12 protein-coding genes are annotated in these 13,530 nt (G+C 73.3%); 4 read left to right on the top strand and 8 right to left on the bottom strand.

Annotation, left to right across the window (positions count from 1 at the left end; genetic code table 11):
- Nucleotides 1–30: 30 nt before the first annotated feature.
- Genes ACZ3IG_RS11260 through ACZ3IG_RS11275 form a run of 4 tightly spaced genes read right to left on the bottom strand, consistent with a single transcriptional unit; the run spans nucleotide 31 to nucleotide 4,450 of the window.
- Nucleotides 31–633 (bottom strand): hypothetical protein, encoded by a 603-nt coding sequence (locus tag ACZ3IG_RS11260; protein ID WP_467431015.1) that lies wholly within the window; start codon nucleotides 631–633, stop codon nucleotides 31–33.
- Complete coding sequence (locus ACZ3IG_RS11265) at nucleotides 620–2,194, bottom strand: substrate-binding and vWA domain-containing protein (RefSeq protein WP_467431017.1); 1,575 nt, start codon at nucleotides 2,192–2,194, stop codon at nucleotides 620–622. The genes ACZ3IG_RS11260 and ACZ3IG_RS11265 overlap by 14 nt, the downstream gene beginning before the upstream one ends.
- Entirely contained in the window at nucleotides 2,191–3,360 is a 1,170-nt protein-coding gene (locus ACZ3IG_RS11270) for a toxic anion resistance protein (RefSeq protein ID WP_467431019.1), read from the bottom strand. Before ACZ3IG_RS11270 ends, ACZ3IG_RS11265 begins: the two co-directional genes overlap by 4 nt.
- A 13-nt stretch (nucleotides 3,361–3,373) precedes the next feature.
- Complete coding sequence (locus tag ACZ3IG_RS11275) at nucleotides 3,374–4,450, bottom strand: substrate-binding domain-containing protein (RefSeq protein WP_467431021.1); 1,077 nt, start codon at nucleotides 4,448–4,450, stop codon at nucleotides 3,374–3,376.
- A gap of 210 nt (nucleotides 4,451–4,660) precedes the next feature.
- Between ACZ3IG_RS11275 and ACZ3IG_RS11280 the strand changes: the two genes are divergently transcribed.
- Complete coding sequence (locus tag ACZ3IG_RS11280) at nucleotides 4,661–6,406, top strand: Ig-like domain repeat protein (protein ID WP_467431023.1); 1,746 nt, start codon at nucleotides 4,661–4,663, stop codon at nucleotides 6,404–6,406.
- A 21-nt stretch (nucleotides 6,407–6,427) separates the two neighbouring features.
- Here the strand turns inward: ACZ3IG_RS11280 and ACZ3IG_RS11285 are convergent, their stop codons facing one another.
- The 4 genes from ACZ3IG_RS11285 to ACZ3IG_RS11300 form a co-directional block, all read right to left on the bottom strand.
- Nucleotides 6,428–6,850 carry an SCO4983 family protein gene (locus tag ACZ3IG_RS11285; RefSeq protein WP_467431025.1) on the bottom strand — a complete coding sequence of 141 codons (423 nt, stop codon included), beginning with the start codon at nucleotides 6,848–6,850 and terminating at the stop codon, nucleotides 6,428–6,430.
- Nucleotides 6,851–6,932: 82 nt separating this feature from the next.
- Nucleotides 6,933–8,144: a pyridoxal phosphate-dependent aminotransferase gene (locus tag ACZ3IG_RS11290; RefSeq protein ID WP_467431027.1), complete on the bottom strand. Its 1,212-nt coding sequence runs from the start codon at nucleotides 8,142–8,144 to the stop codon at nucleotides 6,933–6,935.
- 75 nt (nucleotides 8,145–8,219) lie between these two features.
- Nucleotides 8,220–9,839 carry an N-acyl-D-amino-acid deacylase family protein gene (locus tag ACZ3IG_RS11295; RefSeq protein ID WP_467431028.1) on the bottom strand — a complete coding sequence of 540 codons (1,620 nt, stop codon included), beginning with the start codon at nucleotides 9,837–9,839 and terminating at the stop codon, nucleotides 8,220–8,222.
- Nucleotides 9,840–9,851: 12 nt separating this feature from the next.
- Nucleotides 9,852–11,132 carry an amino acid deaminase gene (locus tag ACZ3IG_RS11300; protein WP_467431030.1) on the bottom strand — a complete coding sequence of 427 codons (1,281 nt, stop codon included), beginning with the start codon at nucleotides 11,130–11,132 and terminating at the stop codon, nucleotides 9,852–9,854.
- A gap of 163 nt (nucleotides 11,133–11,295) precedes the next feature.
- On the opposite strand from ACZ3IG_RS11300, the gene ACZ3IG_RS11305 reads away from it, so the two are divergent.
- From ACZ3IG_RS11305 to ACZ3IG_RS11315, 3 genes are read left to right on the top strand one after another with little or no spacing between them, the layout of a single operon-like run.
- Complete coding sequence (locus tag ACZ3IG_RS11305) at nucleotides 11,296–12,312, top strand: sugar kinase (RefSeq protein ID WP_467431032.1); 1,017 nt, start codon at nucleotides 11,296–11,298, stop codon at nucleotides 12,310–12,312.
- A complete protein-coding gene (locus tag ACZ3IG_RS11310) occupies nucleotides 12,309–13,091 on the top strand; it encodes an IclR family transcriptional regulator (RefSeq protein ID WP_467431033.1) in 783 nt (260 codons plus the stop codon). The genes ACZ3IG_RS11305 and ACZ3IG_RS11310 overlap by 4 nt, the downstream gene beginning before the upstream one ends.
- Nucleotides 13,088–13,498 (top strand): RidA family protein, encoded by a 411-nt coding sequence (locus tag ACZ3IG_RS11315; RefSeq protein WP_467431035.1) that lies wholly within the window; start codon nucleotides 13,088–13,090, stop codon nucleotides 13,496–13,498. The genes ACZ3IG_RS11310 and ACZ3IG_RS11315 overlap by 4 nt, the downstream gene beginning before the upstream one ends.
- The last annotated feature ends 32 nt before the right edge of the window (nucleotides 13,499–13,530 follow it).

The following is a 13,530-nucleotide window of genomic DNA, read 5'->3' on the forward strand; positions in this document are numbered from 1 at the left end:
CGGCGTGCGACGGACCCGGCCCCCACCGCGTCAGTTCGAGCGGTCCTCCAGGTAGCGGGTGTGGGTCTCCTGGCGGCGCTCCTCCGTCTCCCGCAGCCGCGCGGCCAGCGCGGACGCCTCCTCGTGGAGCAGGCCGAGCTGGCGTTCCAGATGCCGTTCCGGCGGTTCGCCGCCCGGCGTCATCCGGTGCCACCAGCGGGTGCGCAGATACGCGTCGACGGCCTCCGGGACGTCCTGCCGCACCGCCCGGGTCAGCGTGTGCACCCCCTCCGGGTCCTGGGCCAGCACCCCGGTGACCCAGCCCGGCTCCAGCAGCGCGCCGAGCAGCTCGGTCAGCTCGGTGAGGCGCCCGGCCGCGGCCGGCGGCAGGTCGGCGTCCGCGAGATAGGCGCCGAGCCGCTCCCAGTCGGCGCGGATCACGTCGAGCTGGGCGGAGGGGTCGGGGAAGGCGGGCGGGGCGGGCCGCTCCGGCGGGGCGATCAGCGCGCCCGCGCCGTACAGCCCGGCGACGACCACCGGCCAGTACGGTCCCGCGACCCCCGTGAAGGTCAGCACCAGCCCGGCCAGGCCGCAGGCGCTGCCGGTCAGGTTCTTCCGGGACTCGACGTAGGCCCAGACCTTACTGGTAGCCACGGATCTCCTCGAAGGCGCCGTCCAGCGACCCCCGCTGGGCGTCGAACAGCCGGCCGCCGGTCAGGTCGGCGATGTGTTCCAGCTCCGCCCGGTCGGAGTCGCCGAAGAGGATGGGGAAGACCGGGATCTGCCGCTGTCCGGCGGTCAGCGCGCGGTAGAAGCCCTCGAAGTCGGCCGCGTCGGCGCCGGTGGTGTTCTCGCCGTCCGTCATCAGCACGATCGACGTGAACGTGTCCTCGCCGCCGCCGAGGTGGTCGTACGCCTTCTCCAGCGAGGTGTAGACGGCGGTGTCGCCCGAGGCGGTGAGCGCCTCGGTGTCCGCGCGGATCGCCGACAGGCCCCGCTCGGGATTCCCGGGGTCCACGACATGGGTGCGCACGCTCTTCACCGCCGAGCCGAACGGCATCAGCGTGACCTCCTCCCGTTCCCGGAAGTCGCCGGTCAGACCGGTGAGCGCGGTCTTCAGGCCCGCCAGGCGGTCGCCCCGCATGGAGCCGGAGGTGTCCAGGACGTACACCGTGCGCGAGGGGCGGCGCAGTTCGTTCTCGTAGGAGTCGAGCAGGCCGTCGGCGACGGAGCGGGTGCCGGGGAAGGGCAGTTCGCGCCGGCGTTCGGTGCCGAGGCCGGCGGCGGGGGCGACCGAGGCGACGACCGGGCGGCGCAGGGTGGTGTCGGTGATCCGCCGCTGGAGCCGCTCGGTGCGCAGGGCGTCGGCCACCTTCCGGACGTCCTCGCGGGTCGCGGCGTCCGTGGAGGCCAGGGAGGAGAGCGGGTAGTCGGCGGTGACGACGCCGTCGCGGGGGCGGATCACCGTCAGACCGTCGATGCCCTTGAGGACGGACTCGTAGTTGAGCAGCGCGTCGACGTTCCCGCGCCGCTCGTAGGCCGCCGCCAGCCAGCCCGAGGAGCCCGAGGTCAGCCGCTGGCCCTGGAAGAACTCCTTCAGCCGGGGCCGGGCCTCGCGCACGTCCGCGTCGGTGAGCGCCGCCTCGGCGCCGGAGAGCGCGGAGGCCACCGAGACCAGCGTGGCGAAGCCGGAGTTGGAGCGGGCCGGGTCGGTCATGCCGTAGGCCAGCTTGCCGTCCGCGACGGCCTCCTCGACCTGGGACCAGGTGACGCCGTCGGGCTTCCAGCCCAGCTCCCGCGCCGTGGCGTCCCGCACGCCGATGGCGACCGGGCTGGTCATCACGGGCGTCTCGGACACCACCTGCCGCGCGGCCTCGGGGCGCAGCCGCAGATAGTCGTTGGACGACAGCCACACGGCGTCGTACCGCCCGTCCGTCTTCCCCTTGGCCAGCATGTCGACGGCGTCGAGGGTGCCCATGGGGGTGAGGCGGACGGTGACGCCGGTGTCCTCGCGGACCTGCTCCAGCACCGGGGCCATGTCGGTCAGTTCGCTGGAGGCGAGGACGCGCAGGGTGCCGGGTTCGGCGGGGCCGGGGACGCCGGGGGTGGAGATGCCGGCGGCGGCCCCGTCGTCGTCGGTGGTGCAGGCGGTCAGCAGGGCGAGGGCGGCGGCGGTCAGACAGGCCGCGAAACTGCTCCGGCGACGGCGTCTCATGCCGGGCCGCCGTCCAGCGCGCCCTGCGCGCGGCTGCGCTCCAGGTAGCCGCTCGCCTGCTGGAGTTCGGCGGTCAGCGACTCGACCGTGGCCGCCATCGCCTCCGTCGCCCGCGCCTTGTAGGTGTCGATGGTGTCCAGGGTGCGGTAGATCTGCTGGAACGCCTGGCGCAGGGTGTCCGCGCCGACCGCCGGGTCGGCGGCGATCCGCTGGATCTCGCCGCTCTGCGTGGCGAGCATCTCCGCGTTGCCCCGGATCAGGTCCTCGGTCGTCCCCCGCAACGCGTCGACCTGCTCGACGACCTTCTTCTGGTGGTCGAGCGCGGAGGCCAGCATCACGGAGATGCGCAGCGCGGACACGGTGGTCGTCGCCGCCCGGTCGACGCCCTTGATCAGCTCGTCGTTGTTGCGGCGTACGACGTCCATGGCGAGGTAGCCCTGCGCGCACACCGCGAGCTGGGTGAGCAGGTCCTGGTGCTTCTGCCGGACGGGGAAGAGGACGTCGGCGCGGAGCGCGTCGGCCTCCTGGGGGTCGGTGACGCCCGCGATGTGCTCCTCGACGGCCGTGTCCAGGGCCTCGGTCAGCACCACGTACTCCTGGAGCTTGCCCAGGGTCTCCCACAGGCGGACCCGCTCGGTCTGCAACGCGGCGTTGTCGCGGCGCAGTTCGTCCTGGCCGCCGCGCAGCGCACCCACGATCGCGTGGAGCGTGCCCTGCGCGGAGGCGTACTTGGCGAGGTGGTCGCGGAGTCTGTTGCCGCCGGGCAGCCGGGACAGGAACCGGCGGCCCTTGGCGGCCGGCAGGTCGCGCGGGTCCAGGTCCTCCACGACCCGGCGCAGCTCCACCAGCGAGCCCGCCACCTGCGACTGGGCGTCACCGCCCTTGCCGGGCAGGCTGCGTACCGTCCGCTCCAGCATCCGGTTGGACTGCGCGGCGGCGGCCCGCATCTCCCCGGCGCCCAGGCCGGTGATCTCACCGACCTTGCCGGCGAACTCCGGGGAGCGGGCGTCCAGCGCCGCGAGCGACTCGACGTAGGCGGCGGCCTTGCGGGACATCTCGGCGCGGGCGCCGTCGTCCACGGGGACGAGCCCGCCGGCCTTCTCCCTGGGCACGGCGGCCACCGGCTCGGGCGGGGTGAGTACAAAACTGGCGTCGTTGTCGGTCATGCCGGGTCCCCCGTCATCCACGGGCCCGGCGGGCGATGTCGCGCAGCACCTCGGAGGTGGGCACGGGCGCCTGCCGGACGCCGGTCAGCTGTTGGTTGAGATAGGCGGTGTGGTCCTGGGTCGCCCGGGTGAACTCGGCGGTGGCTCCCTGCGGCCGGAAGCCGTGCCGGACGGCGAGCCCCCGCAGCTCCGGGTCGCCGGCGAGCAGTTCGCCCAGCTTCCGGCCGTCCTCGGTCAGCGGTACGACCGTGTGGTCGCTGGTCGTGGTGGTGTCCGGGTAGAGGACGGTGAGGTCGCCGACGTCCTGGTCCTCCTGGAGCAGGGCGGTGACCTGGGACTCGTACACCAGCACCAGCGGGTTGCCGACGCCGCTGACGAAGTCCCGGAACGCGGCGTCCGAGCTGGACTGCTGGGCGCCCTGCACCTGGACCAGCTTGCGCATCAGGGGCGCGGTGCGCTCCACGTCCGCTTCGGAGGCGGCGACCCGGTCGCCGCCCGCGACGTAGGAGGCGGCGGCGAGCCACAGGGCGCCGGAGTTGGAGGTCTCCGGGTCGGTGGTCGAGACGTAGACCGTCCCGCGCAGCTCACCGTGCTTCCCGGCGCCCTTGAGCTGCTGCCAGGTGCGGTCGTCGCGGGCGGCGTCCAGGAAGGCACCGGTCCGCAGGGTGCCGCCGTGGGTGCGGTCGAGGGCCGCCAGGCCGCTCGCCGCCAGTACGTCGGCGGCGGCGCGGTGGGCGACGACGACCAGCGGCGAGTAGAACGGCCGGGGCAGCGGCTCCCGTACGCCGTACCGCTTCGCGAGTTCGTCGGCGGGGGCCTGGCTGGAGGGGAAGGCGAGGTCGTAGCCCTTGAGGTCGAGCTGTTCCATCGCCCAGGACCCGGAGGTCTCGGTGGTCACGGTCCAGCCCTTGGCGGCGAGGGCTTCCACCACGTCCGGGTCGGCGAAGAACTCCGCCTTCTCCGACCCGATCACGGCCCGCACGGTCTTCGTTGCCGTGCTCTGTTCCCCGCTGTCCCGCCCCGCGACGACGGCTGCCACCACACCGCCGACGAGCAGGACCGCGAGGACTATCCCTGCGATACGTCTCACAGGCGGAGCATCCTTGCGGAAGCCAACGTTCCCCGGTGTCCCGGGTGAACGAACGGTGTCCGGGCCATACCGGTATGCAACAGGAACAGGTCGTTCCGCGCGCCACGCCGGGAAATCCCGCCGTGTCGCGGGGTATCGCGGTGTACGCTCCCGATCTTGCCGGGCCCGAACTGCCGTTCGGGTCATCGACGCATCCTGTGGGGGGAACAGTTGAACACAGTCCGAGGTACCAGACGCGCCGGCCGTCTCGCGGCCCCGCTGCTCGCCGCCGCGCTCGCCGCCGGCGCGCTGACCGTCACCGCCGCACCGGCCGCGCACGCGGCGGCCGCCGACCTCGTGGCCAAGCTGCCGATCTCCTCGTTCTCGGCGCTCACGGTCGACTCCGCCAACCAGCGCGTGTACGTCGCCGACAGCAACGTGGGCTACGCGACCAACACCGGACTCGTCGCCGTCTACGACTTCTCCGGCGTGCGGATCGACAGCATCACCACCCAGCGCCACATCTCCGGCCTGGCGCTGAACGCCGACAACAGCGTGCTCTACGTCGGCGGCCGGGAAGGCATCCTGCGGTACGACACCGCCACGTACCAGGCGCTCGGCACCACGTCGGCCAGTCTGGACACCTGCGGGCGCAGCCTGGCCTTCGCGGGCGGCAGGGAGTACCACACCGCGCCGACCGCCACCAACTACGTCTCCGACTGCGAGGCGACGCTCACGTACCTGGACTACGGCCTGCCCGACAACACCTTGCAGCGCAGCGGCTGGCAGGACTACGGCAAGCTCCAGCTGGAGGCCGGGCCCGGGGACCGGCTGATGATGGGCCAGCCGGCCGGCACCAAGGCCGCCAACCCGTTCGTCGCGGTGTTCGACGCGAGCGGGGAGACCCTGGTGCGCACGGCCGGGCGCCGGTTCGCCGACGCCGGGGGCAAGGGCGCGCTCGACTTCAAGGACATGGCGTTCTCCGCGGACGGCGGCAAGGTGGCCGTCGCCGACGCGAGCGCGGGGACCCGGCTGCTCAACACCGACGACCTGTCCGACGCGGCGACCGGCTACCCGGCGCTGCCGGCCGGCGCCGCCGCCTCCGCCGTCGCCTTCAGCGGGGACGGGAAGTACCTCGCGCGCGGCGCCTCGGCCTCCGGCGCCACGCCCGACCTGCTGCTCTCGCCCGCCGACCCGGCCGATCCGACGCCCGCGCTGGAGTTCGCCTTCGACGGCAGCCTGGACGGCGACCGGGTGGCGCCGCGCGGCCTGGAGTGGTCCGCCGACGGCTCCCGGCTGTTCGCGGTCACCACCAACACCGCCGGGAACCAGTACTGGCTGCACGTCGTCCAGCCGCCGGCCGTCCAGTACGACACCCGCTTCACCGGCGGGCTGACCCACAGCCCCGCCGCGGCGGCCGCGGGCGAGGCGCTGGCGGTGCGCGGCAGGCTGGAGCTGGACGGCCCCGCGCCCACCGAGCCGCTGAAGGTCACGGCGACCCGCACCGACGCGTCCGGCACCCACGAGATCGGCACCGCGACCGTCAGGGCGGACGGCACCTTCACCGTGCTGGACGAGCCGGACCTGGTCGGCGAGGCCACGTACACGGTGTCGTTCCTCGGCGACCTCACGCACCGCCCGGCCACCGACGTGGTCCAGACGGTGACGGTCGGCAAGGCGGCCAGCTCGATCACGCTGACCGCGCCGGCGGAGGCGTCGAAGGCCGCCGGTGTGCACATCACCGGCACCTTCGCCGCGCAGGGCGCGGCGCTGCCCGAGCGGGCGGTGCTGGCGGTGGAGCGCACCGACCGGCTCGGCACCGGGGCGCTGTCGTCGGTGACGGTCGCCGCCGACGGCACCTTCACCCTCGACGACCTGCCGCGCACCCGCCGGGACACGACCTACACGGTCAGCTGGCCAGGCGACGACCTGCACGCCGGGTCGACCGCGGCGGCGACGGTCCGCGTCACGGCCTGAGCGAGCGGACGGGGGCGGACCTCACCGGGACGCGAGCGCGCGCGGCTCCAGCGCCGCCGCGTGGGCGTCCATCCGCTCGGCGGTGAGGATCGCCGCCGCCGTGTCGGCGCGGGAGGCCGCCACCACCAGGGCGCGGCCCGCCAGGGTGTGAGCCCGTCGGTGCAGGTCGGCGAGGGGCGCGGGGTCTTCCGCGGCGGTCAGCGGGACGCGGGCCGGCGCCTCGCCTCCCCGCAGCCGGGCCACCTGCCCGGCGAGCCGCTCGGCCGCCGCGTCCAGCTCGTCGCCGGGCGCGAGGGCCCGCAGCTCGTCCGTCACGGTGAGCAGCGCGGCGAGATGGCCCGCGAGCTGGATGTCCAGCTCCTCCTCGCGGGACCGGTGGGGGAAGTCAGGGGTGCTGCCGGCCGTCGTGCTGTGGACCGACTTGGCGCGGATCGGTTCGTACATGGACGGCCTCCAGAGTGATTTCAGGAAACCATCCTACATTGGAATCATTCTAAAGTTGTGTTGATCCAGAAGAGAGGGACCGTCAGGGCTGGCTGTAGCCGTCCAGGAAGCGGCCGATACGCCCCACCGCGTCCCGCAGGTCCACGGCCGAGGGTAGCGTCACCACCCGGAAGTGGTCCGGCTCGGGCCAGTTGAAGCCGGTGCCGTGCACGACCATGATCTTCTCCTGGCGGAGCAGGTCGAGGACCATCTGCCGGTCGTCCTTGATCTTGAAGACCTCGGGGTCCAGGCGCGGGAAGAGGTACAGCGCCCCCTTCGGCTTCACACACGTCACGCCCGGGATCTGCGTCAGCAGCTCGTAGGCCGTGTCGCGCTGCTCGCGCAGCCGTCCGCCCGGCAGCACCAGGTCCCTGACCGACTGCCGTCCGCTGAGCGCCGCGACCACCCCGTGCTGGCCCGGCATGTTGGCGCACAGCCGCATGTTCGCCAGGATCGTCAGGCCCTCGATGTAGGACGCGGCGTGCGCGCGCGGCCCCGACACCGACATCCAGCCGACCCGGTAGCCCGCCACCCGGTACGCCTTCGACATGCCGTTGAAGGTGAGCGTCAGCAGATCCGGGGCGATCGACGCGGTCGGGACGTGCACGGCGTCGTCGTAGAGGATCTTGTCGTAGATCTCGTCCGAGCAGACCAGCAGATTGTGGCGGCGGGCGATGTCGGTCAGGCCGCGCAGCAGCTCCTCGTCGTACACCGCGCCCGTCGGGTTGTTGGGGTTGATGATGACGATCGCCTTGGTGCGGTCGGTGACCTTGCGCTCGATGTCGGCGAGGTCCGGCATCCAGTCGGCCTGTTCGTCGCACCGGTAGTGCACCGCCGTGCCGCCGGACAGCGACACGGCCGCCGTCCACAGCGGGTAGTCCGGCGCCGGGACCAGCACCTCGTCGCCGTCGTCGAGCAGCCCCTGCATCGCCATCACGATCAGCTCGGAGACGCCGTTGCCGATGAAGACGTGCTCGACGTCGGTCTCGATGCCCAGGGTCTGGTTGTGCATGACGACCGCCCGGCGCGCGGCCAGCAGACCCTTGGCGTCGCCGTACCCGTGGGCCGTCGACACGTTGCGGAGGATGTCCTCCAGGATCTCCGGCGGGCACTCGAATCCGAAGGCCGCCGGATTGCCCGTGTTCAGCTTCAGAATGCGGTGCCCGGCCGCCTCCAGCCGCATCGCCTCCTCGAGCACCGGGCCCCGGATCTCGTAACCGACGTTGGCGAGCTTGGTCGACTGGATCACCTGCATGACCGCGAGCTTACGGCCAGGTAACGGTCGCCGGGCCGTGTTTTCCGCCACGTGGGACGGGCGGTTCGGGCGGATTCACCGGTCCGGGTACGGCGTCCGCCGCACCGACCGCCCCGCCAGGACGTCCGTGCGGCGCCCGTCCTCGATCACGAAGCGGCCGTCCACCAGGACGTGCGGGATGCCCGTCGGCAGCCGGCGCGGCTGTTCGTACGTCGAGCCCGCCGCGACCGTCGCCGGGTCGAAGAGGACCAGGTCGGCCCGGTACCCCTCGCGGACCAGCCCGCGGTCGGGGAGGCGCAGCCGGGCGGCCGGACGTGAGGTGAGGTGGGCCACGCACTCCTCCAGCGACAGCAGGCCCAGCTCGCGCACGTAGTGCCCGAGGTAGCGCGGGAAGGTGCCGTAGGCGCGCGGGTGCGGTTTCGCGCCCTGGAGGATGCCGTCCGAGCCGCCGGTGTGCACCCGGTGCCGCATGATCGCCCGGACGTTCTCCTCGTGGCCGACGTGCTGGAGGATGGTGGGCGCCAGCCGGTCCTCCAGGAGCAGCCGGCGGACGACCGTCCACGGGGTCTCGCCGCGGGCCGTCGCCGACTCCTGGACCGTGCGGCCGACGTACTCCCCGAGCGACGGGTCGCCCGTGCCGGAGATCTCGATCGTCTCCCACTCCATGGGCACGCCGTGGCACCCGTCGGAGCCGGTCACCTCCAGGTGGTGCCGGACGCGTTCGGCGGTGTCGTCGTCGGCGAGGCGCTTGAGGATCTCCTCCGGGCCGCCCTCGCTCGCCCAGCTCGGCAGCAGCGCGGCCAGCGTCGTGGAGCCGGGGGTGTAGGGGTAGGTGTCGAGGGTGAGGTCGGCGCCGGCGGCCAGCGCGTCGTCCAGCAGGGCCAGCAGCTCGCCGGCGCGGCCCTTGTTGACGCCGAAGTTCATGGTGGCGTGGGTCAGGTGCAGCGGGCAGCCCGCCTCCCGGGCCAGCTGGATCATCTCCGCGTACGCCTCCAGGGCCCCGGCCCCGTAGGAGCGGTGGTGCGGGCAGTAGTAGCCGCCGTACGACGCCACCACCCGGCACAGTTCGGTCAGCTCGGCGTCCTCGGCGTACATGCCGGGCGTGTACGTCAGCCCCGACGACATGCCGACCGCGCCCTGTTCCATGCCCTCGGCGACCAGCCGCCGCATGTGGTCCAGCTCGGCCGGTGTCGGCTCCCGGTCGTCCCAGCCGACGGCGAGCGCGCGCACCGTGCCCTGCGGGATCAGGTAGGCGGCGTTCACCGCGATGCCCCGGTCGAGGCGGTCCAGGTACTCGCCGACCGAGCGCCAGTCGAGGTCGAGGTCGTCGCCGGGGCCGTTCCAGCCGGCGATCGCGCGGCGCACCTCGCCGAGGGTGCGGTCGTCCACGGGGGCGTAGGACAGGCCGTCCTGGCCGAGAACCTCCAAGGTGACGCCCTGCGCGGCCTTCGCGCTGTAGTCGGGGTCGCGCAGCAGCGCGAGGTCGCTGTGGGCGTGCATGTCGATGAAGCCGGGGGCCAGGACCAGCCCCTCGGCGTCCAGTTCCCGGCGGGCGGTGGGCCGCTGGCAGCCGGCCGCCGCGGCCTCCCGGACGATCGACACGATCCGGCCGCCGTCGACCACGACGTCCGCCCGGTAGGCGCTCCCGCCGGAACCGTCGACGACGTCGGCGTCCCGGATGACCAGCTCTTCCATGACGGAGCCCTCCTAGAAGTACGTACGGATGTATTCGACGACCGTCCCGTCCGCCTCCGCGACCGGGATCAGCTGCCACTTGTCGAACGACGTGCACGGATGGGACAGACCCATCCCGACCCAGTCCCCGACCTCCAGGTCCGCCTCGGCCGTCGTACGCAGCCAGGCGTGCTGGTCGGACAGGCCGGTCACCGTGACACCGGTGGCGGGCCGCTCGGCGCCACCGTCCCGGCGGACCACCTGGGCGAAGGGGAGGTGGAGGTCGTACGCCGCGTCCCGCTTGCCCGCGTTGGTGAACGCCTGCTCGGGGGAGGGGCGGGAGACCACCTGGCTCCACAGGCGGAAGGCGGGTTCCAGGGCGCCTTCCTCGGGGACCCGGTTGAAGGGGGTCAGCTCGCGGTAGTGGCCGTCGTCGTGCGAGACGTACGCCCCGGAGCGCAGCAGCTTCAGCACGGGCCGGGAGAGGGCGGGGATGTCGGCGAACACGTCGGCCACCGCGTCGAACCAGGCGCTGCCGCCCGCGCTCACCACGATCTCGTCCGCCCCGGTGAAACGGCCCTGCTCGTCGAAACCGGCGGCCAGCGCCACAAGGCGGCGCAGATAGGCCCGCACCCGCTCCGGATCCGCGTCCGGCACCTCGCCCTCGTACCCGGCGACCCCGACCAGCCGCAGCGCCCGCGCGGCCGTCACCGCGTCCGCGACCGCCGCGCACTCCGCCTCGGTGCGGGCGCCGGTCCGCGCGCCCTCGCCCGCGGCCAGCTCCACGACCACGTCCAGCGGCCGCGCGGCCCCCTCCAGCGCCGCGTCCATCAGCTCGGCCCCGCGCACGGAGTCGACGTAGCAGACGAGGCGGAAGTCCGGGTCGGCGTCCTGCTCGGCGGCGATCCAGCGCAGCGCGGCGGCGTCGACCAGTTCGTTGGCGAGGAAGACCCGCCGGATGCCGAAGGCCCGCGCCACCCGCACCTGGTGGGGCACGGCGAGGGTGATGCCCCAGGCGCCGTGCTCGATCTGCCGGTGGAAGAGCTGGGGCGCCATGGAGGTCTTGCCGTGCGGCGCGAAGGCCAGGCCGTGCCGGGCGGAGTACGTCTCCATGAGCGCGAGGTTGTGCGCCAGGCGCTCGGCGGACAGGGCCAGCACGGGGGTGGTGAAGCCGCCGGTGAAGAGGTTCCGGCGCTGGGCGGCCAGCTCGGCGACGGTCAGGCCGTACGCGTCCGGCGGGAGGCCCTTGAAGCGGTGGTCGACGTGCTCCTCGGCCAAGTCGGCGAGGGCTTCGGTACCGGTGTCAAGGGCCATCGGGCCTCCCAGGTCCAGGGTGTTGCATTCTGTGCAACGCTCATTGCGTATGTCGCTTACCGCTGTCTAACATCTCGGCGAACGCGGGTCAACGGGGCCGCCGCTCGCCGGGCACGGAACCCGTCGCCAGCACAACTCGCCGCACACGACAAGGAGCCTGCCCATGGATGCCGTCGACGTTGTCACGCTCGGCGAGTCCATGGTCACCTTCCTGCCCTCCCGCCCCGGGCGGCTGGCCGACGTCCCCTCCTTCGACCGGGCCATCGGCGGCGCCGAGTCCAACGTCGCCTGCGCGCTCGCCGCCGCCGGCCACACCGCCCGCTGGGTCGGCCGGGTCGGCGCGGACGGCTTCGGCGACCACCTGGTGGAGACGATCGGCGGCCACGGCGTCGACGTCAGCGCCGTCCGGCGGGATGCGGCACGCCCGACCGGCGTGTACTTCCGCACCGCCGGGGACCGGGCCGGTGACACGCACGAGGTGGCGTACTACCGGGCCGGATCGGCCGCCTCCGCCATGTCCCCGCGGACGGTGGACCCGGCCGCCGTCCGCGCCGGACGCGTACTGCACCTGTCCGGTATCACGGCCGCGCTCTCCGCCGACTGCCTGCTGCTGATGCGGGAACTGACCGCGCGCCGCGCGGAACGGCCACGGGTGTCCTTCGACGTGAACTACCGTTCCGGGCTGTGGAGCCGTGCGGCGGACGGCCCCGAGGTCCTGCTGGAACTGGCACGGGGGGCGGACATCGTGTTCGTCGGGGACGACGAGGCCCGCGACGCCTGGGGCCTGCGCGGCGCGCGGGCCGTGCGGGACGCGCTGCCGGAGCCCGAGCTGCTGGTCGTCAAGCGGGGCGCCGCCGGCGCCACCGCCTTCCACGGCCCGCACGCCACCTCCGTACCGGCCCTCCGCGTCGACGTCGTCGCCGCCGTGGGCGCCGGTGACGCCTTCGCCGCCGGGTTCCTCTCCGCCACCCTGCGCGGGCTGCCGGTACGGGACCGGCTGCGCCACGGCCACCTGTGGGCCGCCGCCGCCCTCACCGTCCCCGGCGACCTCGCCCCGCCCCCGGCCCGCGACCTGGCCGACCGCCTGGCCGCCCTGGACGAGCCCGCATGGGGGAGACTGCGACTCGGCCCCGGCTGGACCCGTGCCGAGAAGGCCGACGAGGAGGTACGCACCCCATGAGCCAGACCGTCGACCGCGCGCTCAGCATCCTGCCGCTGCTCGCCGAGGGCCCCGCCGACCTCGGCCGGGTCGCCGACGCGCTCGGCGTCCACAAGTCCACGGCCCTGCGCCTGCTGCGCACCCTGCACGACCACGGCTTCGTCTACCGCCAGTCCGACCAGCGCTACCGTCTCGGCTCCCGGCTGATCGCCCTCGCCCAGGAGGCGATGGAGAACCTCGACGTCCGCGAGATCGCCCACCCCCACCTCGTACGCCTCAACGAGACCTGCGGCCACACCGTCCACCTCGCCGTCCACGAGGAGAACGAGGTCCTCTACATCGACAAGGTGGAGAGCCGCTACCCGGTCCGCATGTACTCCCGGATCGGCAAGCCCGTCGCCATCACCGTCGCCGCCGTCGCCAAGCTGCTGCTGGCCGACCTCCCCGAGGGCGAGCGGCGCGCGGTCGTCGAGCGGCTCGACTACCCCATGTACACACCCCGTTCGACACCGAGCGCCGACGCCTTCCTCAAGGAACTGGCCAAGGTGCGCGAACAGGGCTGGGCCACCGACCTCGGCGGCCACGAGGAGTCCATCAACTGCGTCGCCGCACCCGTCAGGGACGCGGCCGGCCGGGTGGTCGCCGCGATGTCGGTCTCCGCGCCGAACGTCGTCGTCACCGCCGACGAACTCCTCACCCTGCTCCCGCTGGTGCGCCGTACGGCGGACGCCATCAGCGGCGAGTACTCCGGCAGAACCCCAGCCTCAGCCTCAGCCTCAGCCAAGGAAGTCACCGCATGACCGAGAAGACCGCGCTCACCCCCTCCACCCACACCGTGCCGCCGGCGAAGTTCAGCCACGGCGTGAAGAAGGGGAACATCCTCCAGGTCGCCGGCCAGGTCGGCTTCCTCCCGCACGAGGAGGGCAAGGCCCCGACCCCGGCCGGCCCCACCCTGCGCGAGCAGACCCTCCAGACCCTCGCCAACGTCAAGGCGATCCTGGCAGAGGGCGGCGCGAGCTGGGACGACGTGATGATGATCCGCGTCTACCTCACCGACGTCGACCACTTCGCCGAGATGAACGAGATCTACAACGCCTACTTCGAGGAGCAGGGCCTCACCCAGCCCCCGGCCGCCCGCACGACCGTCTACGTCGGCCTGCCCGCCGGACTCCTCATCGAGATCGACGCGCTGGCCGTCCTGGGCTGACCGTCCCTCCCCGCTCGTCCGCGTACGGCACG

This window comes from Streptomyces sp. NPDC016677 (genome assembly GCF_055562815.1).